The organism is Anaeromyxobacter dehalogenans 2CP-C (assembly GCF_000013385.1).
GTDB classification, from domain to species: Bacteria; Myxococcota; Myxococcia; order Myxococcales; family Anaeromyxobacteraceae; genus Anaeromyxobacter; species Anaeromyxobacter dehalogenans_B.
In genome coordinates this window covers 3,233,884-3,254,850 of the sequence record NC_007760.1, presented here as the reverse complement: position 1 = coordinate 3,254,850, position 20,967 = coordinate 3,233,884, and the positions used below count along the sequence as shown (strand labels likewise).

Annotated in this window: 24 protein-coding genes and 1 other RNA gene; 9 read left to right on the top strand and 16 right to left on the bottom strand. The window is 74.8% G+C overall.

Annotation, left to right across the window (positions count from 1 at the left end):
• Positions 1 to 104: 104 nt before the first annotated feature.
• Complete coding sequence (locus ADEH_RS14920) at positions 105 to 770, top strand: class I SAM-dependent methyltransferase (RefSeq protein ID WP_011421935.1); 666 nt, start codon at positions 105 to 107, stop codon at positions 768 to 770.
• Here ADEH_RS14920 and ADEH_RS14915 read toward each other — a convergent pair.
• Positions 763 to 1,944 (bottom strand): alpha/beta fold hydrolase, encoded by a 1,182-nt coding sequence (locus ADEH_RS14915; RefSeq protein ID WP_232287292.1) that lies wholly within the window; start codon positions 1,942 to 1,944, stop codon positions 763 to 765. The genes ADEH_RS14920 and ADEH_RS14915 overlap by 8 nt on opposite strands.
• 68 nt (positions 1,945 to 2,012) lie before the next feature.
• Positions 2,013 to 2,423 (bottom strand): RidA family protein, encoded by a 411-nt coding sequence (locus ADEH_RS14910; protein ID WP_011421933.1) that lies wholly within the window; start codon positions 2,421 to 2,423, stop codon positions 2,013 to 2,015.
• Positions 2,424 to 2,540: 117 nt separating this feature from the next.
• Between ADEH_RS14910 and ADEH_RS14905 the strand changes: the two genes are divergently transcribed.
• Positions 2,541 to 3,164, top strand: a complete 624-nt coding sequence (locus ADEH_RS14905; protein ID WP_011421932.1) for a TetR/AcrR family transcriptional regulator — start codon at positions 2,541 to 2,543, stop codon at positions 3,162 to 3,164.
• Between the two features lie 24 nt (positions 3,165 to 3,188).
• Here ADEH_RS14905 and infA read toward each other — a convergent pair whose 3' ends face one another.
• From infA to ADEH_RS14885, 4 genes are all read right to left on the bottom strand, one after another.
• Complete coding sequence (gene infA / locus ADEH_RS14900; RefSeq protein ID WP_012634130.1) at positions 3,189 to 3,407, bottom strand: translation initiation factor IF-1; 219 nt, start codon at positions 3,405 to 3,407, stop codon at positions 3,189 to 3,191.
• 248 nt (positions 3,408 to 3,655) lie between these two features.
• Positions 3,656 to 3,934 carry a hypothetical protein gene (locus ADEH_RS14895; RefSeq protein WP_011421930.1) on the bottom strand — a complete coding sequence of 93 codons (279 nt, stop codon included), beginning with the start codon at positions 3,932 to 3,934 and terminating at the stop codon, positions 3,656 to 3,658.
• A 115-nt stretch (positions 3,935 to 4,049) separates the two neighbouring features.
• Positions 4,050 to 4,655, bottom strand: a complete 606-nt coding sequence (locus ADEH_RS14890) for a hypothetical protein (RefSeq protein ID WP_041453573.1) — start codon at positions 4,653 to 4,655, stop codon at positions 4,050 to 4,052.
• A gap of 383 nt (positions 4,656 to 5,038) precedes the next feature.
• Positions 5,039 to 5,566: a hypothetical protein gene (locus ADEH_RS14885; RefSeq protein ID WP_011421928.1), complete on the bottom strand. Its 528-nt coding sequence runs from the start codon at positions 5,564 to 5,566 to the stop codon at positions 5,039 to 5,041.
• Positions 5,567 to 5,748: 182 nt separating this feature from the next.
• Here ADEH_RS14885 and ADEH_RS14880 point away from each other — a divergent pair, with 182 nt between their 5' ends.
• From ADEH_RS14880 to ADEH_RS14870, 3 genes are all read left to right on the top strand, one after another.
• On the top strand, positions 5,749 to 6,408 hold the full coding sequence (locus ADEH_RS14880; protein ID WP_011421927.1) for a TetR/AcrR family transcriptional regulator: 660 nt from the start codon (positions 5,749 to 5,751) through the stop codon (positions 6,406 to 6,408).
• Positions 6,409 to 7,169: 761 nt separating this feature from the next.
• The gene (locus ADEH_RS14875; protein ID WP_041453572.1) at positions 7,170 to 7,787 is read left to right on the top strand and encodes a hypothetical protein; all 618 of its coding nucleotides are present in this window, start codon (positions 7,170 to 7,172) and stop codon (positions 7,785 to 7,787) included.
• A gap of 87 nt (positions 7,788 to 7,874) precedes the next feature.
• Positions 7,875 to 8,270: a hypothetical protein gene (locus ADEH_RS14870; protein ID WP_011421924.1), complete on the top strand. Its 396-nt coding sequence runs from the start codon at positions 7,875 to 7,877 to the stop codon at positions 8,268 to 8,270.
• A gap of 154 nt (positions 8,271 to 8,424) precedes the next feature.
• Here the strand turns inward: ADEH_RS14870 and ADEH_RS14865 are convergent, their stop codons facing one another.
• The 5 genes from ADEH_RS14865 to ADEH_RS14855 all read right to left on the bottom strand — a co-directional run bounded on the left by ADEH_RS14865 (position 8,425) and on the right by ADEH_RS14855 (position 10,587).
• On the bottom strand, positions 8,425 to 8,826 hold the full coding sequence (locus ADEH_RS14865) for a type II toxin-antitoxin system death-on-curing family toxin (RefSeq protein WP_011421923.1): 402 nt from the start codon (positions 8,824 to 8,826) through the stop codon (positions 8,425 to 8,427).
• Complete coding sequence (locus tag ADEH_RS14860; RefSeq protein WP_011421922.1) at positions 8,823 to 9,047, bottom strand: AbrB/MazE/SpoVT family DNA-binding domain-containing protein; 225 nt, start codon at positions 9,045 to 9,047, stop codon at positions 8,823 to 8,825. The genes ADEH_RS14865 and ADEH_RS14860 overlap by 4 nt, the downstream gene beginning before the upstream one ends.
• Positions 9,048 to 9,215: 168 nt before the next feature.
• Positions 9,216 to 9,566, bottom strand: a transfer-messenger RNA (tmRNA) gene (ssrA, locus tag ADEH_RS22805).
• A gap of 106 nt (positions 9,567 to 9,672) precedes the next feature.
• Complete coding sequence (locus tag ADEH_RS23290) at positions 9,673 to 9,834, bottom strand: hypothetical protein (RefSeq protein ID WP_198133782.1); 162 nt, start codon at positions 9,832 to 9,834, stop codon at positions 9,673 to 9,675.
• Positions 9,835 to 9,993: 159 nt separating this feature from the next.
• The gene (locus ADEH_RS14855; RefSeq protein WP_041453571.1) at positions 9,994 to 10,587 is read right to left on the bottom strand and encodes a 4-vinyl reductase; all 594 of its coding nucleotides are present in this window, start codon (positions 10,585 to 10,587) and stop codon (positions 9,994 to 9,996) included.
• Between the two features lie 226 nt (positions 10,588 to 10,813).
• Between ADEH_RS14855 and ADEH_RS14850 the strand changes: the two genes are divergently transcribed.
• From ADEH_RS14850 to ADEH_RS14835, 4 genes are read left to right on the top strand one after another with little or no spacing between them, the layout of a single operon-like run.
• Positions 10,814 to 12,262 (top strand): FAD-linked oxidase C-terminal domain-containing protein, encoded by a 1,449-nt coding sequence (locus ADEH_RS14850; RefSeq protein WP_232287291.1) that lies wholly within the window; start codon positions 10,814 to 10,816, stop codon positions 12,260 to 12,262.
• On the top strand, positions 12,259 to 13,488 hold the full coding sequence (locus tag ADEH_RS14845; protein WP_011421918.1) for an FAD-binding oxidoreductase: 1,230 nt from the start codon (positions 12,259 to 12,261) through the stop codon (positions 13,486 to 13,488). Before ADEH_RS14850 ends, ADEH_RS14845 begins: the two co-directional genes overlap by 4 nt.
• Positions 13,489 to 14,805, top strand: a complete 1,317-nt coding sequence (locus tag ADEH_RS14840) for a (Fe-S)-binding protein (protein ID WP_011421917.1) — start codon at positions 13,489 to 13,491, stop codon at positions 14,803 to 14,805. It begins immediately after the preceding gene.
• 37 nt (positions 14,806 to 14,842) lie between these two features.
• Positions 14,843 to 15,544, top strand: a complete 702-nt coding sequence (locus ADEH_RS14835; protein ID WP_011421916.1) for a YkgJ family cysteine cluster protein — start codon at positions 14,843 to 14,845, stop codon at positions 15,542 to 15,544.
• A gap of 90 nt (positions 15,545 to 15,634) precedes the next feature.
• Here the strand turns inward: ADEH_RS14835 and ADEH_RS14830 are convergent, their stop codons facing one another.
• From ADEH_RS14830 to ADEH_RS14810, 5 genes are all read right to left on the bottom strand, one after another.
• Positions 15,635 to 16,138: an Hsp20/alpha crystallin family protein gene (locus ADEH_RS14830; protein ID WP_011421915.1), complete on the bottom strand. Its 504-nt coding sequence runs from the start codon at positions 16,136 to 16,138 to the stop codon at positions 15,635 to 15,637.
• Between the two features lie 130 nt (positions 16,139 to 16,268).
• Positions 16,269 to 16,709 (bottom strand): hydrogenase maturation protease, encoded by a 441-nt coding sequence (locus tag ADEH_RS14825; protein ID WP_011421914.1) that lies wholly within the window; start codon positions 16,707 to 16,709, stop codon positions 16,269 to 16,271.
• Positions 16,710 to 16,876: 167 nt separating this feature from the next.
• Positions 16,877 to 18,151: a dicarboxylate/amino acid:cation symporter gene (locus tag ADEH_RS14820; RefSeq protein ID WP_011421913.1), complete on the bottom strand. Its 1,275-nt coding sequence runs from the start codon at positions 18,149 to 18,151 to the stop codon at positions 16,877 to 16,879.
• Positions 18,152 to 18,244: 93 nt separating this feature from the next.
• Entirely contained in the window at positions 18,245 to 19,915 is a 1,671-nt protein-coding gene (locus tag ADEH_RS14815) for a glycosyltransferase family 39 protein (RefSeq protein ID WP_011421912.1), read from the bottom strand.
• On the bottom strand, positions 19,912 to 20,958 hold the full coding sequence (locus tag ADEH_RS14810) for a hypothetical protein (RefSeq protein WP_011421911.1): 1,047 nt from the start codon (positions 20,956 to 20,958) through the stop codon (positions 19,912 to 19,914). The genes ADEH_RS14815 and ADEH_RS14810 overlap by 4 nt, the downstream gene beginning before the upstream one ends.
• Positions 20,959 to 20,967 lie beyond the last annotated feature (9 nt).

The following is a 20,967-nucleotide window of genomic DNA, read 5'->3' as shown; positions in this document are numbered from 1 at the left end:
CCCCCTCCGCGCGGCCGGTGCGAGATCAGGGTTCGGTCAGGACGTGCCCCGGGTGCCCACGTACCTTCTCGCGCGTGCGGAAGTGCGCACGAGGAGGACGGACCATGTACCTGCACCTGACGGACACGACGAGCGCGGGGGAGCGCGTCGCTCACCCGGTTCGCGCGCGGCTCAACGCGTGGATCTTCCGCGCGCTGGACGGCTACGCGCACCGGAAGTACCAGCACGTGAAGCGCGAACTCTTCGGAGGGCTGCCGCGCACGATCCTCGAGATCGGGGCAGGGAACGGCGCGAACCTCCGCTACCTCGCGCCAGGCACGCACGTGATCGCGGTCGAGCCGAACGTCCACCTGCACGCGAGCCTACGGGCGGCGGCGACCCGGCACCGCGTCACGGTGGACGTCCGCGCCGGGCTGGCGGAGCGGCTGCCGCTGCCGGACCAGAGCGTGGACGCGGTGATCTCGAGCCTGGTGCTGTGCACCGTGACCGACCCCGCGCGCGCGCTCGCGGAGATCCGGCGCGTGCTCCGGCCCGAGGGCCGCTTCTGGTGCGTCGAGCACGTCGCCGCGCCGGAGGGGAGCCGCGTCGCCCGCGTGCAGCGGCTGGTGGAGCGGCCCTGGCGGTGGCTGTTCGAGGGCTGCGAAACGCAGCGCGACGTCGCCGGGCTCCTGCGGGAGGCCGGGTTCGCCGCCGTCGAGATCACGCCGTTCACGCTGCGCACGGCGTTCCTGCCGATCCGCTCGCAGATCGCGGCGGTGGCGATCAGGTGAGCGGGGCGCCGCGTCGGGCGGCCGCCCGCTCGAGGAGCGCCGCGAGCTCGCGCTCGAGCGTGGGGCGGCCACCGAAGAGGAAGGCGTGGTCGTCGCCGGGCAGCTCGACGAGGCGCGCGCCGGGGATGGCGGCGGCGAGCGCCCGCCCGTTCCCGGCGCGCACGACGCGGTCGCCGGTCGCGTGCAGCACCACGGCGGGCGTCCGCACCCGCGGCAGCAGGGGCCGGACGTCGATCCCGAGGTTCATCTCCAGGAGCTCGAGCGCCGCACCCGGGCTCGCCCCCTCCTGCTCGGCCCGCGCCGCCCAGGCGCGCAGCGGCGGGGTGAGGTGGCGGGCGGGGACGAGCGCGCCCATCGTCGCGCCGGCACCCCAGCCGTGCGCGATGTACGCGCGCAGCGTGGCGATCTCGGCCTCGCCCCAGCCGGCGGGGTGGTCCGGCGCGGCCGACATGCGGGCGAAGGCGCCGACGAGGGCGACGCCGCGCACGCGGAGCGGGCGCGTCGCGGCGAACGCGAGCGCCAGCGGACCTCCCTCGGAGAACCCGACCAGCACCGCGCCCGGCGACCGCACCGCGTCGAGGACGGCCTCGAGGTCCTCGACCCGCTGCGGCAGCTCGGGCAGCGCCTTCACGCGGTCGCTCGCGCCCGTCCCGCGCTTGTCGAACAGGATCACCCGGGCGCGCGTGGAGAGCGCGCGGACGAGCTCGGAGCCGCCCGGCAGCTCGAGCGCGGCGCGCATGCCGAGCGACCACCCGAGCACCAGGACGACGTCGAGCGGGCCGCGCCCGACGGTGCGGTACGCCACGTGGACGTCGCCCGAGCGGACGTACCTCGGGGGCGCGTCGGCCGCAGCGTCCGCCGGGTCCGGCTCGGCCTCCACGAGCTCGCCCACGAACCGGTATCCCTGCCGCGCGTAGGTGCGCAGCAGCCGGCGATCCGCCGGACGGAGCGCGTGGCGCGCGAGGCTCACCGCGCGCTGGAGCGAGGCGTCCGTGACCACCGCGTCCGGCCAGAGCTCGCGCAGCAGCTCCTCCTTGGGGACGACGCGGTGGCGGTTCCGGACGAGGTAGGCGAGCACCGCGAGCACCAGCGGCTGGAGCGCTCGCGGCGCCCCGGCGACGCGCAGCTCGCGACGCGCCGGGTCGAGCTCGTACGCTCCGAACCGCCAGGCCATCCCGCCCATGTAGCGGGGGCCTGGCGCGTGCGCCCGCGGGCGGTGCCGCCGCGCCCGGCCGGAGGCGGTCAGCCCGGCAGCCGGACCGTCAGCTCCAGCTCGACCTGCAGATCGGGGGCGGCGAGCGCGGCGACGCCCACGCCGGTGAGGCACGGCTTGGCCCCGTCGAACAGCTCCAGCACGGCCGGGAACATCGCGTGCAGCCGCTCGGGCGTGAGATCGGTCACGAAGCAGCGGGCGATGACGACGTCCTGCGGCGTGGCGCCCAGCGCGTCGAGCGCGGCGCGGGCGTTCCTGGCCGCGATCCGGGTCTGCTCGAGGAGGTCGGCGGGCGGCGCCTCGCCGCCCGGACGCCACGCCACCTGGCCCGACACGTACGCCATGCGGCTGCCGGGCTCGACCACGGAGATCTGCGAGTAGCCCATGGCCCCGGCGTCGGGCAGGGTGGGCGGGTTCAGGCGGGCGATGGGAGCGGTCATGAGGTCACGAGTCCTGTAGAGTAGGGGAGAGCGCTGCGGATGACGAAGCGGACTCTACATACGTAGAGACTCGCCGCCTGTCAACACGGGCGGACCGACGAGCCCGAAGGAAGGCCGATGGGCAAAGCAGACAGGAAGAAGCCCCGCGCGTCCCACGCGCGGCAGGACGCCACCGCGGAGCGGTCCGACCGCCGCGCCGTGATCCTCGAGGCCGTGCTGGAGCTGCTCGCGAGCCGGGGGCTCGAGGGCGTGACCCACCGCGCCGTGGACGAGGCCGCCGGCCTGCCCCAGGGCTCGACGACCTACTACTTCCCGAAGAAGAGCGCGCTGCTCGTGGCGGCCGCCGACCACCTCGCGGCGCTGCTGGAGAAGGAGTGCGACGAGCTGCAGGTGGGGTTCGCCGAGCGCGCCGCGCGGCAGGGCCTCGACGCCGCCGTCGCGTACGTGGCCGACGAGCTCGTGAGGTACGCCGACGACACGCGCCACCTGTTCCTGGCGCGCGTCGAGCTGACCATGGCCGCGGCGCGGCGCGAGGACCTGGCCGGCGTCGGCGAGCGCCTGACCGCGGCGGCGCGCCGGCCCATCGCGTTCTTCGTGAAGCTGATCTCGCACGGGCGGGCCGACGCGCCCATCGAGACGTGTGCCGGCCTCATCGACGGCATCACGCTCATGTACGCCATCGGCCAGGGGCCGAAGCCGACGACCGAGCAGGTCTCGTCCGTGCTGCGGGCGGTGCTGTAGGGGGGCCGCGAGCGGCCGGCCGTCCTACTTGTCGCGGTACGTGATGCGGCCGCGCGTCAGGTCGTACGGCGAGAGCTCCACCTTCACGCGGTCGCCCGTGATGATGCGGATGTGGAACCGCTTCATCTTGCCGGACGGGTACGCCAGGACGACGGGGCCCTGGTCGAGCTTCACGCGATACATGCCGCCGCTCGACTCCTCGACGCGCCCCTGAACCTCGATGCCAGCTTCCTTCTCGCTCAAACGCTCTCCAGTCGGTGAACCCGGACGTAAAAGAAACCCGCCTCGCGGCGGGAGCTCCGGGGGTGTGGCGGCGCCCGGGCCCGAACCGGGCCGCTGACGCTGGTAGGGCACTCATATAGCCCAACGTGCAACAGGATGGCCACTCGCGATCGACCGTACGAGCCACCGCTGCGTCTCCCGCTGCCGGTGGGGACGGGATCCTGTTGCGTGGACTACATTGGCCTACATGCGGGTGCTGCTCCCAGCAGCTACTTCTCGTCCGGGACGACCTCGAACCAGAACTTCTTGTGCGTGAGCTCGGGGGCCTCCCGGGTGATCTCGTTCGTGTCGTTCTTCATCGCCTTGAGGACCGCGTGAAGCTGCTCCGTCGGCAGGTGCTCCTGGAGGAAGATGAGCGCCTGCTTCTCGTCGGCCCACCCGTGGTCCCGCGGGTAGTGCTCCATCAGAAACTCTCGCAGATCCACCACCTTCAGCTTGCGGCGCTCGACGGTGGTCCACTCCTTCGTGAGTCCGAGCTGGATCTTCATGCTTCGCTCCTATCGTTGGACGGGCGCGACTTCCAGCGCCTCGAGCTGCGAGGGGAACAAACGAAGCCATTGTGCCACGAGGGGGCCCGGCCGCAAGGCGCGCCATGCCGCGCGGCTAGCGGGGGCGCGGCGGTGCCAGCTTCGCCTTCTCCGAGGCGGGCACGGCAGCCAGGCAGGCGCGGCCCGCGGCCTGGACCCGGGCCTCCGTGGGCGCCGCCGCCGACGCTGCCAGCTCGCCGGCGAGGCACTCGCACATGGTCGCGGTGACCTGCAGCGCTCGGCGCCGGACGGTCTCGGCATGCACCCAGCTCTCCATGCACTGACCGTACGTGATGAGCCAGGTCGACCTGTTCTTCGCGCCCGGCGGCACGTAGTCCTCGGGGGTGGCGCGCCGGCCGGCGTTGATGGTCGACACGAACAGCGCGCACTGCGCCTCGGAGCGGAAGAAGAGGTGCACGCCGCCCTCTCCGCAATCGACGGCGAATCCGACCGAGGCTTCGGGACCGCTCCGGACCACGGTACAGGCCCTCCCGCGGCCCTGGCTCGCCCGCGCCCACCCGGCGCTCACATGGGCGAGGACGTCATCCAGGCTGTCCTCGGCCTGCTGGCACCCACCGTAGCGGGTGTCCGACACCTGGCGAGCGTACCAGTACGCGCGCGCGTCGAGCGGCATGGCGGAGAGGAGGAGCGCGGTAGCGAGGGCGACGGTCTGAGCGTGCACGCGAGGTGCTCCACGGTGGGTGAGGGGGAGGCCGTTCGCGGCGGACCATCTTGCCTCACGCGGAGCTCCGGAGGCCAGGCCCGAGGTGTCCTCGAGGTCGATATGGAAGTGCTCGGCGTGCCGCACCCGGCCGTACGGCGATTCCTCACCAGGACCATCGACCCGCGATGCGGGAGACTCGCGCCAACATGCCGGAGCAGCCGAAGCCTGTCACGGAGAGGCGAACGAGCGTCCGCAACGAGGCAGCTGGCTTTACGCACCCGGGGACGCAAGGCGCGCTCGGCGTCGACCGAGGCAAGGCGTGAGAGCGCGCTGGCGCGGGTGACACTTCACCAACGGTCGAGTTCCCGGCGAAGTCCCCGAGCTATCCCTGTCGCAGACCCTCAGGTGTGCGCGAGGTAGCGGTCTTCCCGCGCGACACAATCGCGCCGAGATTGCAGCAGCACCCGGAAGGCCAGGACGTGCGTGACCAGCAGGAGTGGCACGCCGAGCGTCGGGAGGAAGTACGTCGCTCCGAGCTGCCCCGGCGAGATCCCGGCGTGACCGGCCTGGTAGAAGGCGTTCACGAGATCGGCCAGGCCCCAGACATTGAAGACCCACGCGATCACGACGCTTGGTGCGCGTGGCAGCAGTGACAGAGAGAGCAAGGCGAGCGCCGCCGCCACGAGGTCCCCGTAGGCTGCGGGATGCGCGAAGGCGGCCGGCAGGTCGGGCGAGGCGACGCCGGGGACGAGGAAGGCCATCCCGAGAAAGCGGAAACCATGCAGGGCGAGCAGCGGTCGCAACGCCTCGGCCCGCGACCGGTGCCGAAGCGCCGGCCAGATGTATCGGGTGCTGACCATGCTCCACGCGACGATGCTGAACGCGATGCTCGCGAAGAAGGCGATTCGTGACACCATGAGCGTCTCCACAGGTCGGTTCCAGATCCCGGACTCGAGCGCGACTCGTGGCTTCGATGTGCCGGGCAGCTCGGATATGGTACCGACCGGTACCGGCGTCAAGGGTGGCGCGGGTCCCGGTTGTGGTACCGCTTGGTACCGCTCGCCGCGGTGGGGTGATGGTACGCTTCGGTACCGCCCGAGGAGCGGCCCGCATGCGAGTGAAGCCGGCGCGAGACGAGAGGCAGGAGAAGGCGGACGAGCCAGCGCTCCGCCGGCGAATCCTCGAGGCGGCCTTCACCGCGTTCGCCGAGCTCGGCTACTCCCGCACGAGCACTCGCGAGATCGCGACCCGCGCGCACGTGTCGAAACGGGACCTCTATGCGCACGTGGGCAACAAGCTCCAGCTGCTCATCGAGTGCATCCGCGATCGGTCGGCGCGGTTCCCGGTCGCCGCCGAGCTTCCCGACTCGACCGATCGGGAGATGCTCCAGGCCGCACTCACGCGATTTGGCCAGCGGTTCCTCACGGAGGTGACCGACCCGGACGTCGTCGAGGTGTTCCGGCTGGCCATCGCCGAGGCGAACAGCGCACCCGAGGTCGCCCGCGCCCTCGAGGAATTCGGCCGGGAGAAAGCTCGGTCGGCCCTTCGCGGCGCGCTCACGAACGCCCGTGAGCGCGCCATCGTCGCGGGCGAGCCCGCTGCGATGACTCGGGAGTTCCTGGCGCTCCTCTGGGGAGACCTCGCGATGAACCTGCTCCTTCGAACCGTGAAGACGCCCAACGAACGCGAGATCGCCGCGCGTAGCGCCGACGCCGCAAGGGCCCTCCTCGCCCTCCATCCGGCACCGAAGCGCCGCCGGTCCAGGAACTGACCCGGATGACCGGGGCTCGCGAGGCGCCACCGAGAAGGCGCGCGTGCCCATGCACTCGCGCGTCCGACCCTCCTTGCGCGAGTGTGTGCTCGCCACGACCGCCAGGTCGCCGAGAGCGCCCGCCGCGCGATGAGCTGCAGGGTCGCCGGTGAGAGCGCGAAGCCCTCGTTCCGACCCGTCACGTGCAGTGCGAGCCTCAGTCGAACGTCGTAGCGTTCCCGGACCGTGCGCCACGTCTCTGGCGACACCGCTTCGCTTCCCCTCGCCGCTGCCGTCGCCCGGCGAGGATCAGGACCGTGAACACCAGCGAGAGAGCCACGCAACCGAGATCGAACGCGAACACAGCGGCAGCCCATACGACGGCGACCACGAGGGCCGCCAGCGTTCTCGTCCAGCCAGAACGCCAGGCAGCGCGCCCGGCCACCGTGCCGCGGGGGCCGGGCGATCCGGCGGCCGTGCCCCCGCACAGATCGCCGTGACGATCACCAGCGGAACCAACCGCCTCGGTTCCCAAGGGGTGGACACCCTGTCCATGACCTCGGCCAGTGCTTCCGAAGGCATCAGCACCAGAGAGATCGCCACGGCTGAGCGGGTCACGAGCCCATCCTGCCCGACTTCGGCTCGGAGTGGTGGAGACCAAGCCCAAGAGACCAGCCGCCAGCTCTCGCGAGATGACGCGGTCCGCGCCTTCCTCCCGAGGGCCTTCGCTGCCGCTTGACCAATGCCAATCGGTCTTTCACTATCAGGGCGTGCGCCACCGAATGGTCGTCGCCGTCGTTGCTTGCTTCGCTTCGGCGGTGGTCCCGACCTTGCCTGCCAGCGCCGGTACCCGAGACCTCGTCGAACGCTCCGCGAGCGAGCCGACGACGCTGATGCTTGGAGGGCGCAGCAACTGGCTGACCCTCATCGAGCTCGCCGACGACGGCCTGACGACCAGGTCCGTGCAAGGGATCCGGGACCCGGAAGCCCGTTCGTACCGCTTCACGGTAGACGGCGAGGATCTGCTGGTGACCGATGCGATGGTCCAGGCGAGCACGGCATGGACGACGCGCCATTCCGTGCTGAGTCGTCTCGTCGTCAGGAAGGGAGACGCCTACTGGGACGGCAGGAAGCTCGATCTCGGACGCGTCACCGTCGAGCGCGTGTTCGAGGCCATCCCGTGGAAGGGGGGCGTCATGGCCACTGCACGTACCTACCGGCGCAAGTCGTTCTTCGAACGCTGGCCGTTCAAGGGCGCGTTCATGGAAACGGAAGACATCGAGCCGTTCTGCCTCGTCTACTTCGACAGTACGACGCTCAGGGGCGAAGCCCAGTACTTGTTCGGCAAGCACACCGAGCCATTCTTCGTCCTGTTCAGTCCCGTCGGCACGACTCGGTGAGGCTCGGGCTCAACGTGCTCGAGATCCCCGTACGAACGACGCGGTGGGACTCGCAGATCGCGCAGATTGGGAATGAGGGATCGGGGAATGGCAGGAGCGATCGCATCCATACAAGAGAAGCTTCAGGAGCATCCCGAGTTGAGCGTGGAGCATGGAGAGGGTTTCATCCGTGTCTTGCCGCGAGACGCTCACGGGTTTGCGGTCGGGCTCCACGAGCCCGGCGGGAACATCGTTGTCTTCTTCGACGGCTGGCACGAGGAGTTCGAACACGCAGAGGAAGCGCTCGACTGCTTTGCGATGGGCCTATCCGATGGCGCAAGACTGAAAGTGGTCTCCCGCGGCGGTTTCGATTGCAGCTGGACACTGGAGACGCGGCAGGGCGCCGAGTGGGCGCGGTACAGCACGACCGGACTGCTGTTCTTCCCGTTCTGGCAACGGAAGATGACGCGCTACCTCCAGAACCACGTCATCAGGGGACCGTAACTTCCATTACCGGAGACGGCCCCCGCGTGCAGCGTCTCGCCAACCGCGGCGTCACGCCTGATCCGCGAGCGTCTCGGCTCAGCCCGAAGCTCCGCGAGACAGCCCAAGGGCGCCCATCGAGAGCCCATCTCGCCCACAAGCTGTGGGCGACGCGTCAGGACCGAGCGACCTCAGCCGCCAGACTCCTGAACTCGGTGGCGAGGCCCGGCTTGTCCATCCTGCGCTCTGCGACCGCGATCATCGCGTCGTACAGCCTGCCGGCCGGATCGCTGATCGGGATGCCGTTCAGATCGAGGAACACGATGGCGGCAAGCAGCCCCGTCCGCTTGTTGCCATCGACGAAAGGCTGGTTCTGCGCGATGTGGAACGCGTACGCCGCCGCCATCGCGAAGAGGTCCTCGTGCGCAAGCTCGCCGCCCGCAGAGGCACGCGGCATCGCGACGGCGGACTCGAGCAAGCCGACGTCGCGGATACCTACGGCCCCTCCGTACGTCGCGAGCTGCTCCTCATGGATGAGCAACACGTCATCCAGGTCGAGGAAGAGGGGCTCGCTCACTTCGCGAGCTTCCGGAGCGTCGCATCGTGAGCTGCCATCGCGCGATGCGTCGCCGCCTTCACCTTCGCTCGCCTCGCGCTCCGGATCGGCTCGATGATGAGCCGCTCGCCGTCCGTGCGCATGTCGAGCTCGGTCTCGCGGTCGATGTCCAGGAGCTCGAGGATGGGCTTCTCGATGACGATCCCCAGGCTGTTGCCGATGGCCGAGAGCTTCTTGCGCATGACGTCGCTCCGTTCTTACGAACGTATAACTGTGCGGCCGACCGTCGGCAAGTCTCGTCTCGGCGCCCGAGCCGAGGCCAGGATGGGTCCCGCTTGTGGGCGAGGGTAGGTTGCCCTTGGGGTGCGAAAAGAAAAGCCCGCGAAGAACGCGGGCTTCTTGTTGCCTTGAAGTGGAGGCGCCGGGAATCGAACCCGGGTCCGAAAGACTTCCAGTGAAGGGCCCTACGCGCGTAGCTCGGAGTGGATACGTGAGCGGCAACCTCCGAGCCTGCAACCGCTCACGTCCTCGCCCTTTGATCTCGACCTCGGCAAGGCGGTTCGCTTCCCGCCAAGGTCCAGCCGGAGCTGACGTTCACACCCGGTACCCGGCGCTTCCGGGGGAACGCACGGCCTTTAGTTAGGCCGCGAGAGCCATGGGCTCGTTCGCGTTTCTGCTTGGTCCCGTTTTTACGTGGCCTCGTGACCAACCACGGCGCGCACCCGTCGCCTTCCGTCCTCCGTCGAAACCAGTTCGCCCCCAAGTCTGCGAACTGACGGTCCTTTCATAAGACCGCCGCCGCGGGAGTCAAGCGGCAGGGCCATCGTACCACGGGGTGGGGCAGACGGGGGGCCGGTCGCCGGTGGTTCAGCGCCGCTCGCGCTCGCGCCGCTCGTCCTCCTCGAGGATGCCCTGCCACGTCTCGTGCTCCCGCTCGATGGGCGGAGCGGTCGCCCGCTCGTGCTGACGCTCGCGATCCTCTGGCCGGGGCTCGGTCCTCGCTTCCCTGGTGCGGTCCTCACGGTCCATCTTCGCGCCTCCTCTCCTCCGGAAGGTGGGGCGCGCGGGACGATGAGGCCTGGTCTCACCAGCGCCCGGCGCCAGCGCGAGCGGGCCCCCGCCGCGCGGCATGCCGGCCGCGCGCTCGAGGTCCTTGCTGGAGAGGAGCGTCGGAGGCGCGCGAGCGGATCAGGTCCACTCGCAGCGGTACTCGCACGACGCGGCGCCGCGCGCGCGGCAGTGCGTCTCCACCACCTTCACGGCCTTCCCGCCGGAGAGCTCGATGGCGCGGCCGAGCCAGCCGACCGCGGTGAGGCAGTCGTCGGCGGTGACCTCGTCGCCGCCGTGCGTCCGGACCACCGCGGCGCGGGCACCGCTGGGCTCGTAGGTGCGGGAGCCGCTCGTGTGGCTGGCGGCGTAGAGCGCGGGGACGCTGCGCAGCAGGTGGTGCGGCTCGCCCTCGCGCAGGTAGGCGCGATGCGCGCCGGCCGGGGCGAGGTTGGTCTCGGCGGTGTGGCGGCCCATGGCGAGGAACATCGCGGACCGGTCGCCGCGGGCGAGCAGCGCGGCGATGGTGAGCTCGACGCGGATGAGCAGGTCGGCGGGGTACCACGCCACCGGATCGAGCGTGCCGCGCAGGACCGCCTGGTCGGCCACGGTGAGGCGGCGGAGCACGCGCTCGGCGCTCTCGGAGCCCTGGGCGCGCAGGTAGTTCATCCGGGAGACGAGCAGGGTGCCCTTCACCTTGCCGATGGCGCGCGTCGCGGTGGCGGTCGTCGTCATGGCCCGCCAGCGTACCGGGCGTGATCCCCGTGCGCCAGCGCGCAGCCCCCGAATCCGGACGACGCTGGCGTGGGTGCATGTGGGTCCGGGCGCTCGCCCGGCCGCCGAAGCCGCGTCCGCCCCCGATCGATGCACCCCGTCGAAGGTTGACCGGGCCGTGCGGTCCCGGAACATTCAACCCCCACACCTCGCAGCCGAAGGAGCCCGCGTGCCCCGAGCTCCCGCCGTGAGCAGCGCCCTCGCCCGACGCCTCGCCGCCGCGCTGGGCCGGGCGCACGTGATCGCGGACCCGGCGGAGCTGCGGGTGTACGCGTGCGACGGGATCACCCACGGTCGAACCACGCCGGCGCTGGTGGCGCTGCCGGGCTCGACCGAGGAGGTGGTCGAGGTGGTGAACGCGGCGCGCGAGGCGGGCGTGCCGCTGGTGCCGCGCGGCGCCGGCACCGGGCTCTCCGGCGGCGCGCGCCCGTCGCCGGGGTCGATCGTGGTCTCGCTCGCGCGCATGCGGCGCATCCTCGAGCTGGACCTCGAGAACGGCTGGGCGCGCGTCGAGCCGGGCGTCATCAACCTCGACGTCTCGCGCGCGGTGGCGGGCGCGGGCTGGTACTACGCGCCCGACCCGTCCTCGCAGGGCGTGTGCTCGATCGGCGGCAACGTGGCCGAGAACTCGGGCGGCGCCCACTGCCTCAAGTACGGCTTCACCACCAACCACGTGCTGGCCGCGCGGGTGGTCCTCTCCGACGGCAGCGTGGTGGACCTGGGCGGCCCGGCGGCGGACGCGCCGGGCTACGACCTGCTCGCGGCGATGGTGGGCAGCGAGGGGCTGCTGGGCATCGCCACCGAGGCGACGCTGCGCCTGCTGCGCAAGCCCGAGGTGACGCGCACCTTCTTCGCCACGTTCCCCTCCACCGACGAGGCGGGCGCGGCGGTGTCGGGCATCATCGCGGCGGGGATCCTGCCCGCCGCCATCGAGATGATGGACCGGCTCGCCATCGTGGCGGCGAAGGCCGCGACCGGCCTGGACTGGCCGGACGTGGGCGCGGCGCTCCTCATGGACGCGGACGGCCCGCGCGCCGAGGTCGAGCACGTCTCGGCGCGCGCCATCGAGCTCGCCCGCGCCGCCGGCGCGCTCGAGATCCGGGTGCCGCGCGACGAGGCGGAGCGCCAGCTCATGTGGAAGGGGCGCAAGAGCGCCTTCGCCGCGGTGGGCCGGATCAGCCCGAACTACCTGGTCGAGGACGGCGTCATCCCGCGCTCGGAGATCGCGCGCGTGCTGCGCGAGATCGAGCGCATGGCCGGCGAGGCGGGGCTGCGCGTGGCGAACGTCTTCCACGCGGGCGACGGCAACCTCCACCCGCTGGTGCTGTACGACGCGCGCAACCCGGGCGAGGAGGAGCGAGCGGCGGCGCTGGGCGGCGAGATCCTCCGGCTCTGCATCCGCAGCGGCGGCTCGATCACCGGCGAACACGGGGTGGGCGCGGAGAAGGCCGCGTACATGGCGGAGCAGTTCGCCCCGGAGGACCTCGAGACGATGCAGCGGGTCCGCTGCGCCTTCGACGGCGCGGCCCTCATGAACCCGGGCAAGGTGTTCCCCACGCCGCGGCTGTGCGGCGAGCGGCCCGGCCCCTACCGCCCCCATCCCGCCGAGGTGGCCGGGCTCGCGGAGCGCTGGTGAGCGCCGCGCCTCGGCCCGCGGGCGCCGCCGACGCGGTGGCCGGCGTGGTGCCGCGCCTGGCGGTCGAGCCCGCGACGCTCGACGAGGCGGCCGAGGCGATGCGCGCGCTCGCCGCCGACCGGCTCGCGGTGGCGTTCGTGGGCGGCGGCACGGATCTCGGGCTGGGCGCGCCGCCCGCCCGGCTCGACGCGGTGCTGCACACGCGCCGGCTCGACCGCGTCCGGGAGCACGCGCCCTCCGACCAGATCGTCGCGGTGGAGGGCGGGATGACGCTCGCCGCGCTCCAGGACCACCTCGCGCCCCACGGGCAGCGGCTCGCCCTCGACCCGCCGCTCGCGGCGCGCGCCACGGTGGGCGGCATCGTGGCGGCGAACGCGTTCGGGCCGCGCCGCGCGCGCTTCGGCGCGGTGCGCGACCTCGTCATCGGCATGACCGTCGTCCGCGCCGACGGCGTGGTGGCGCGCGGCGGCGGCAAGGTGGTGAAGAACGTGGCCGGCTTCGACCTTCCGCGGCTCTTCTGCGGCTCGCTGGGCACGCTGGGGCTGGTGGCGGAGGTGGTGTTCCGGCTGCACCCGCTCCCCGAGTCCTCGGCCACGGTGGCGGTGCCGGGGCTGGGCGCGCCGGCCTGCCGCGCGCTGGCGCGGGCGGTGCTCGACGCGCGGCTCGAGCCGGTGGCGGTGGTGGCGCGGCGCGACGGCGGGCACTACCGGCTCGGCCTCCGGTTCGAGGGCTTCGGCCCGGGCGTGCGGGATCAGTCGGAGCGCGCGCTGGCGCTGGCGGCGGCGCAGGGCACGCCGGGGGAGCGGCTGGGCGGCGCCGACGAGGCGGCGCTCTGGGCGCGCCAGGACGCCGTCCGCGTGGCGGGCGACGTGCGGCTCCGGGCGGCGTTCCAGCCCGCGGCGCTGGCGACCGCGGCCGGCGCGCTGGAGCGGGTGGCGGGCGCGCTCGCCGGCGGCGGCCTCCTGCTCCACCCGACCCTCGGGATCGGGATCGTCTCGGGCACGCTCCAGGATCCGGCGCTCGCCGCGGTCGCCATCGAGGCGGCGCGCGGCGCGGTGGCGGCCGGGCACGGCTCGGTGGTGATCGCGGAGGCGCCCGCGGCGCTTCGCGCCCGGGTGGACCCATGGGGCCCGCCGCCGGCGGCGCTCGAGCTGATGCGGCGGCTGAAGCGGGAGCTCGATCCGGACGACCGGCTCGCGCCGGGCCGCCTGCCAGGGGGGATCTGAATGGGCGCGGGAGCGGACAGGGCGCTGCAGGCGGCGCCGCCGGCGCGGGGCGCGGCGCGCTCGCCGGCGGACGAGTGCGTGCACTGCGGCTTCTGCCTGCCGGTGTGCCCGACCTGGCAGAGCTGGCAGGAGGAGATGGACTCGCCGCGCGGCCGCATCGACCTCTTCCGCGGGCTGCAGGAGGGCGAGCTGGCCATGTCGGACGCGGTGGCGGCGCACTTCGACCGGTGCCTCGGCTGCATGGCGTGCCTGGGCGCCTGCCCGTCCGGCGTCCGCTACGATCACGTCATCGACGCGGCCCGCGCGCGGGTCGAGCGCGAGCACCGGCGCCCGGCGCTCGAACGGCTCCACCGCGCGTTCGTGTTCTCGCTCTTCCCGCACCCGGGCCGGCTCCGCGCCGCGGCGCTGCTGCTGTGGCTGTGGCGGGTGAGCGGGCTGCGCTGGCTGTTCCGCCGGACCGGGCTCCTGCGCCTGTCCCGGCGCCTCGAGCAGCTCGAGGCGCTCGCGCCGCCGCTCGCGCTGCGCGACGTCCTCGCCACCATCCCGCCGGCCACCGGCGCGCACGGCGAGCGGCGCCTGCGCGTGGGCCTGGTGACCGGCTGCGTGCAGAAGGTGTTCTTCCCCGGCGTGAACGCGGCCACCGTTCGCGTGCTCGCGGCCGAGGGGGTGGAGGTGGTCGCGCCGCCGGGGCAGGGCTGCTGCGGCGCGCTCTCGGTGCACGCGGGCCGCCTCGACGAGGCGCGGCGGCTGGCGCGGGCGCTGGTGGAGCGCTTCGAGGGCCTGCCGCTCGACGCCATCGTGGTGAACGCGGCCGGCTGCGGCTCGCACCTGAAGGACCTCGCGCACCTGTTCGAGGGCGACCCGGAGTTCGCGCCGCGCGCGGCCGCCTTCGCGGCCCGGGTGCGCGACGCCTCGGAGCTGCTCGCCGGGCTCCCGCCCCGGGCGCCCCGCGCCCCGCTCGCAGCCCGCGTCGCCTACCACTCGCCCTGCCACCTCCAGCACGCGCAGGGCGTGGGCGGCGCGCCGCGGGCCCTGCTCGCCACCATCCCGGGCCTCGAGCTGGTCGAGATCGCCGACGGCGACCAGTGCTGCGGCTCGGCCGGCATCTACAACCTGGTCCAGCCGGAGAGCGCGTCGGAGATCGGCCGGCGCAAGGCCGAGGCGGTGATGGCGACCGGCGCGACCGTGCTCGCGAGCGCGAACCCGGGGTGCACGCTGCACGTGCGCAGGCTGCTCGAGGAGCGGGGCGCGGGCGTCGAGCCGGCGCACCCGCTCGAGCTGCTGGACCGCGCCATCCAGGCGGCGCGGCGCGGGTGAGGCGCGAGGCCGGCCCGTGGGCCGGGGAGGGGGAGCCGTGCTCGACGAGGCCGTGGCGCGTTGCAGGGAGGCGGTCGGGGCGCTGGCGCAGCGCGGCCTGGCCGGCGCGGACGAGGCGGGGCTGGCCGCGCTGCTCGACGGCGTGGAGCGCGCGGTGGCGGCGGCGCTCGACGCGGCGCGGCCGTCCGGCACGCCGGTTCCGGCCTGCGGGCCGGGCTGCTCGAGTTGCTGCGTGCTCAACGTGGGCACGCTGCCGGTGGAGGGGGCGGTGGCCGCGGCGCGGCTGCGGGCAGGGCTGGAGCCGGGCGCGGCGGCGGCGCTCGGCGCGCGGCTGCTCGCGTTCCACGACCGCGTCCGCTGGCTGGAGGATCGCGAGCGGATCGCCGGAAGGGTGGCCTGCCCGCTGCTCGACGGCGCGGGCCGCTGCGCCATCCACCCGGCGCGGCCGCTCGCGTGCCGGAGCGTGAGCGCGGTGGACCGGGGCGACTGCCGGACGGCGCTGGCCCTGGCCGCCGCCGACGGGGACGACGACGGCGAGGACGGCCGCGCGCCGGTGGTGCGCATGGACGTGGCGCAGCGCGCGCTCTACCTCGAGGCGCTGGACGCGCTGGCGGGCGCGCTCGCCCGGCGCGGCCTGGACGCGCGGCGGCGGGACGTGTCGGGGATGGTCGGGCACTTCCTGGCGCGGCCGGGCGCCCTCGACGCGTGGCTCGCCGGTGCGCCGCTCCCGCTCGACTGAGCGGGGAAATGACACGGGCGGCCGCCCCGGAGGGCGTCCGCCCGCCGCGTGCGCGCCGTGCCGGGGGGAAGGGCCGGCGCGCGCCGCGCTTCACGTCACCTCGATCTTCCGCCCGTGCCCCTTGCCCTCGCCGGCCATGGGCGCGCGGATCTCGAGGACGCCCTCGGTGAACTTCGCGGTCACGCGATCCACCGCGATCTCCACCGGCAGCCGGACCGTGCGCGTGAACGCGCCCGTCGCGCGCTCGACGCGATGGTAGTCCTTGCGCTCGATCCGCTCCTCCTTCTCCTTCTTCCCGGAGAGCGTCACGAGGTCCCCGGTGATCTCCACCTTGATGTCCTCGCGCCGCAGGCCGGGCAGCTCCGCCTTCAGGACCAGGTCGCGGCCGTCCTCGTACACGTCCACGGGCGGCACCTTGAACGCCAGCTCCTCGCCCAGCCGCAGCACCGGCCAGAACGCGGACCAGCGCTCCCCGACCAGCTCGTCGATCCGCTCCATCCACGGCGGAAGCGCCGGCATGCTCTCGCGCAGGGCCGCGAGCCTGCCGCGCTCCTTCGGCTCCTTGCCGTGGTCGTGCTTCATCGGCTTCGCCATCGAACGCGCCTCCTTCCGCACCGCGAGCGTGGGCCGCGGTGGGGGGGGCGGTCAAGCGGAGACCGGGGGTCCGCCGCGGGCGCGAGTGCCGCGGGGTGCGAAGCGGGGTCGCGGGCGGAAGCGTGCGCGGCTACAGGCGGAAGCCCGCCACCATCTCCCGCGCGCGCTCCCGCGCCAGCGGCAGCGCCGCCTCCACCTCGGGGGAGAGCGCGTCACCGAACGCGAAGTCGCGCCCGGCCACGGTCACCAGGGCGGCGGGGGGCACGCGGCCGAACAGCGCACGCGCCAGCCCCAGCACCTCCTCCGGCATGAGCGTGTGGATCACCGCCGCGCGCGCCGGGCGGGGCGAGAGGCGCGTGGCGCAGACCTCCCCGGGCGTGCCGGCCACCGAGGTGTCCAGGAACAGCACCCCGTCGGCGGAGGCCACCACCTCGGCGTGGTCCGGGACGAGCTCGGGGATCTCCACCACCTGGAGGCCCGGGACCAGCGCCTCGAGCCCGCGCGCCACCGCCAGCCCGGCCGCGTCGTCTCCGCGCAGCGAGGTCCCGAGGGCCAGGGCGACGATCTTCATACGGGCTCCGGCGCCGAGCGGCCCGTCCTGTCCCACGGGGCGACGCGCGGCGGAGGGTCATCCTACCAGGGGCGCCCCCGCCGACGGGAGGGGCGAGTCGAGAAACTCCGCGCGCCGGGGCGTCGTCCCCCGTTCGCGAGCCGCGGGCGCGTCGCGCGCACGGACGGCTACGGCGCGGGTGGCACCCCGGCGGCCGCGCCGGCCGCCTCGGAGGGCTCGCCCCGCGCGACGAACACCGCCGCGGCGAGATCGCCGGTGACGTTCACGGTCGTCCGGCACATGTCGAGGAAGCGATCCACCCCGAGCACCAGGCCGATGCCCTCCACCGGGATGCCGAGGATGCCGAGGATCATCGCGATGAAGGGCATGGAGGCGGCCGGCACGCCGGCCGTGCCGATGCCGGCCAGGACGGCGATCCCCACCGCGACGGCCTGCTGCCCGAGCGACAGCTCGACGCCGTAGACCTGCGCCAGGAACAGCACCGTGACGCCCTCGAACAGCGCGGAGCCGTTCTGGTTCATGGCGGAGCCGGCGGTGAGGACGAAGCGCGCCACGTGCCGGGGCAGGCGCAGGTTCTCCTCGGCCACCCGGAGCGCGGTGGGGAGCGTGGCCGACGACGAGGCGGTGGAGAACGCCGTCACCATGGCGAGCCGCACGCCCGAGAAGAACGCGCGCGGGCTCATGCCGCCGAACAGCTTCACCGACAGCGAATAGACGACGAACTGGTGCAGCGCGAGCCCGAGCACCACCACGCCCACGTAGGCGGCGATGGGCCGGACCACCGCGGCGCCGAGCCGGGCCGCCATGACGAACAGCAGCGCGCCCACGCCGACGGGCGCGAGCCACAGCACGCCCTCGATGAGCTTCATCGAGACGTCGTAGAGCCCCTGCAGCGCCGCCTTCAGCGCGCGCGCCCCCGGCGTGTCGGTCATGGCGAGCGCCACGCCGAACAGCAGCGCGAACACGATGAGGCCCATGAGGTCGCCGGTGGCGGCCGCCTTCACCGGGTTGTCCGGGACGAGCGCGAGGACGAAGCCGGACACCGAGTCGCCGCCCGGCAGCGGGGCTGGCTTGATGGTCGCGGCGCCGCGCGCCGCCTCGCGCACCGCGTCGGGCAGGCCGCGGCCGGGCCCGAGCACGTTCACGAGCGTCACGCCGATGAGCACCGCGATGGACGACACCGCCGCGGTGTAGCCGAGCATCCGCGCGCCCAGGCGGCCCAGGTGGCGGAGCTCGAGGTCGGCGACGCCCAGCACCAGCGCCGAGAACAGGAGCGGCACCACCAGCATGAACAGGAGCCGGATGAAGAGCTGCCCGATGGGCTGGGCCACGTCGCGCACCGCGACGTCGAGCCAGGGCGCGCCGGCGCCCAGCGCGTTCGCGAGCGCGCCGAGCACGGCGCCCCCGACCACGGCGATCAGCATCCTGCGATGCGAGGGCATGCCCGTCCCGTGTACCCCGCCGCGGCGCGCGGCGGCAAGCCGGCCGGCGGGCCTGCCCGGGGCGTGAGCATCGCCGCTCGGTGAACGGGGCGCTCAGCGCCACGCGCCCGGGCGCGCGTACACGAGCACCAGCGGCACCTCGTCGAGGAAGGCGCCGGCCACCGGCCGCGCGTCGCGGAACGCCGCCCAGGTGCGGTACTCGGCGTCGCGGGCCGCGCCGTCCACCGCCACCACCGCGACGTCCGCTTCCTCCGGCGACTCCGCGCGGCGCAGGTCGGCCCGGAGCCGCCCGTCGCGCCGGTAGACGTCGATCGCCGCCTCGGCGGTGCGGGGCCAGTACACCCGCGCGCCGGGCCGCGCGCGCGCCGCCAGCGCATCCAGCACCGCCGCGGCCGCCTCGCCGCCGTCCTGGCGCGCCAGCCCGCGCGAGGCGGCGCCCGGCGTGCCGCCGCCGAGCGCGCTCCAGGAGGACGACGCCCAGGGCCAGGCGTGCGCGGCCTGGCGGACGGCGGGGTAGAGCACGAGGAGCGCGAGCGCCGCGGCCAGCGGCGCCGCGCGCGCCGGCCACGCGATCCGCGCCGCGTCGAGGAGCGCGCGCGTGCCGAGCAGCGCGAGGAACGGGAACGCCGGCAGCCAGGCGCGCACGCCGGGGAGCGCAGGGACGATCCCGGACGCCGCCGCGGCGAGCGGCGCCGCGGCGCCGAGGAGCAGCAGGATCTCGTCGGACAGCGCGAACCCGCTCCCGCGCCGCAGCGCCCGGGCCGCGCGCGCGAGCGCCTGCAGCGCGCCGCCCGCGGCCGCGACGAGCGGCGCCAGCGGGACCGCGAAGGCCGTGACGGCGAGGGGCAGGAGCGGCCGGGGCAGCCCGGCGGCGAGCGCCTCGCCCGCGCCGGCGCGCGCGGCCCGCGCCGCGAGCAGCGCCCGGTGGAGCGGGTCGGGCCAGAGCCAGGGCCACAGCGCGACCAGGGCGAGCGGGCCGAGCACCGCCATCGCGGCGATCGCGACCGGCACCCCGCGCAGCCGCGCCTCGATCCCGACCGGCGCCGCCTCCGCGGCGGGCTCGGCGGCGCGCGGGCGCAGCAGGCGCACCAGCAGCGCGTGCAGCGCGAGCGTGGGCAGGATCACCCAGGCGTCGAGCCGGGTCGCGAGCGCCGCGCCGAACGCGAGCCCGGCGAGCGCGGCGGCGCGCAGCCGGAGCAGCCGGTCCGGTGCGGCGGCCGCGCGGCGGTAGGCCCAGAACGCGGCCAGCCAGAGCAGCGCGGCGAAGCCGTCCGCGAGCGCCACCGCGCCGGAGAGGAGCGTCCTCGGCGCGAGCCAGTACATCGCGGGCGCGAGCGCCGCGCCGGCGGGGCCGGCGAGCGCGTGGCCGGCCAGGGCGAGCAGCGCCGACAGCAGCGCGCCCGCGGCCGCGGCGCCGAGCCGGTAGGCGCGCTGGTGCGAGAGGCCCACCGCGCGCCCGGCGGCGTGGCCCGCGGCGGCCACGGCCGGCGCGAGCGGCGGCAGCGGGCGCCCGCCGGACCGGGCCCGGGCGGCCTCGAGCCCGGTGAGCGCGGCGAGCGGGTGGCCCGCGGCGGTGCGCCAGCCCTCGGCCACGCGCCCGGCCGCGGCGACGACGTCCGCCTCGTCGCGCGAGATGCCGGGCCCGCCGGCGAGCGCGACGAGCGCCGCGAGCGTGGCGGCGGCCCAGGCGAGCGCGATCCTCCTCCGCCCGCTGCGGAGGCCCGCGGCGACGCGGGCGGGGAGCTGGCGCAGGGCGGGGGTCACGGGAGCGCCTCCGCGTCGAGGCAGAGCGGGCCCGCCTCGGCGGGGGCGGTGACCGTCAGCTCCACGCTCCGCGCGCTCCCGGCGAAGCGGGCGGTGTCCAGCCGGAACGCGCGCCAGCCCGCGAGCGGCAGCTCGACCGTCCCGGCCTCCTGCTCGTCCACGCGCAGCGCCACGCGGGCGGGGAGCGGGCCGGTGGCCGCGGGCGGCGGATCGCCCGCGCGCCCCAGGTGGCCGGCGAGCGCGCTGCCCAGCGGGACGGACGGGAAGGAGATCACCAGCGGCGCGTCCGCGGGCGCCGCCACCAGGCACGGCCGCGGCAGCGCCTCGACCTGCCGCACCGACCGCCGCAGCGACGGGCCGGGGTCGCCGGGGCACGCCGCCGCGCCGTCCGCGCCGGCGGGGCAGGGCCGGTCGCCGCGGCGGACCTCGGCGCGGGCGAGGAGATCGGGCAGGAACGCGAGCGGCACGCGCGGCCCGGCCAGCTCGAAGCGCAGCACCTCCAGCCGCCCCAGCGCCGTCCGCTCCGCCGGGCGCGCGGCGCGCGCGATGAGGTCCAGCTCGGCCTGCCACGCATGGCCCGGCGCGCCGGGCAGCGTCACCAGCCACACGCGCCGGACCCCGGTCAGCTCGGCGCGGTCGAAGCGCGCGTGCGCCAGCACCGGCACCCGGGCCGGCGCGGCGAGCCGGGCGCGCTCCGCCCAGGCCGGCGCGATCGCGACCGCGTCGCCCGGGCGGGCGTCGCGCTCGAGGAGCGCCGAGAGCGCGGCCCAGTCGAGCGCCGAGGGGAGCCGGTCCGGGAGCCGCGCCTGCCAGAGGATGCCGCCCGCGCCGGCGGCCGCGAGCGCGGCGGCGAACCCGATGGCGATCCCGCGGCGGGGCGACGGGCGCGCCGCCCAGCCGCGCCGGGCGCCGTCGCGGAGGGCGGCGGCGCGGGTGCGCAGGTCCTCGGCGGCGGCTTCCCGGGCGCGCCGGAGCAGGCGGCGGACGATGCCGGCCGCCTTCGGCGCGGGGGCCGGGCCGGGCGTGGGGGAGTCGGCGCTCACGGGACGGAC

What these genes read in the sequence shown, in the direction of transcription:
- ADEH_RS14860 (WP_011421922.1), bottom strand. Translation starts at nt 9,047, where the DNA reads ATGCGCAAGAAGCTCTCGGCCATCGGCAACAGCCTGGGGATCGTCATC.
- ADEH_RS14825 (WP_011421914.1), bottom strand. Translation starts at nt 16,709, where the DNA reads ATGAAGATCGTCGCCCTGGCCCTCGGGACCTCGCTGCGCGGAGACGAC.
- ADEH_RS14875 (WP_041453572.1), top strand. Translation starts at nt 7,170, where the DNA reads ATGGTCGTCGCCGTCGTTGCTTGCTTCGCTTCGGCGGTGGTCCCGACC.
- ADEH_RS14870 (WP_011421924.1), top strand. Translation starts at nt 7,875, where the DNA reads ATGGCAGGAGCGATCGCATCCATACAAGAGAAGCTTCAGGAGCATCCC.
- ADEH_RS23290 (WP_198133782.1), bottom strand. Translation starts at nt 9,834, where the DNA reads ATGGACCGTGAGGACCGCACCAGGGAAGCGAGGACCGAGCCCCGGCCA.
- ADEH_RS14855 (WP_041453571.1), bottom strand. Translation starts at nt 10,587, where the DNA reads ATGACGACGACCGCCACCGCGACGCGCGCCATCGGCAAGGTGAAGGGC.
- ADEH_RS14895 (WP_011421930.1), bottom strand. Translation starts at nt 3,934, where the DNA reads ATGAAGATCCAGCTCGGACTCACGAAGGAGTGGACCACCGTCGAGCGC.
- ADEH_RS14920 (WP_011421935.1), top strand. Translation starts at nt 105, where the DNA reads ATGTACCTGCACCTGACGGACACGACGAGCGCGGGGGAGCGCGTCGCT.
- ADEH_RS14910 (WP_011421933.1), bottom strand. Translation starts at nt 2,423, where the DNA reads ATGACCGCTCCCATCGCCCGCCTGAACCCGCCCACCCTGCCCGACGCC.
- ADEH_RS14915 (WP_232287292.1), bottom strand. Translation starts at nt 1,944, where the DNA reads ATGGCCTGGCGGTTCGGAGCGTACGAGCTCGACCCGGCGCGTCGCGAG.
- ADEH_RS14905 (WP_011421932.1), top strand. Translation starts at nt 2,541, where the DNA reads ATGGGCAAAGCAGACAGGAAGAAGCCCCGCGCGTCCCACGCGCGGCAG.
- ADEH_RS14840 (WP_011421917.1), top strand. Translation starts at nt 13,489, where the DNA reads ATGGGCGCGGGAGCGGACAGGGCGCTGCAGGCGGCGCCGCCGGCGCGG.
- ADEH_RS14830 (WP_011421915.1), bottom strand. Translation starts at nt 16,138, where the DNA reads ATGGCGAAGCCGATGAAGCACGACCACGGCAAGGAGCCGAAGGAGCGC.
- ADEH_RS14880 (WP_011421927.1), top strand. Translation starts at nt 5,749, where the DNA reads ATGCGAGTGAAGCCGGCGCGAGACGAGAGGCAGGAGAAGGCGGACGAG.
- ADEH_RS14820 (WP_011421913.1), bottom strand. Translation starts at nt 18,151, where the DNA reads ATGCCCTCGCATCGCAGGATGCTGATCGCCGTGGTCGGGGGCGCCGTG.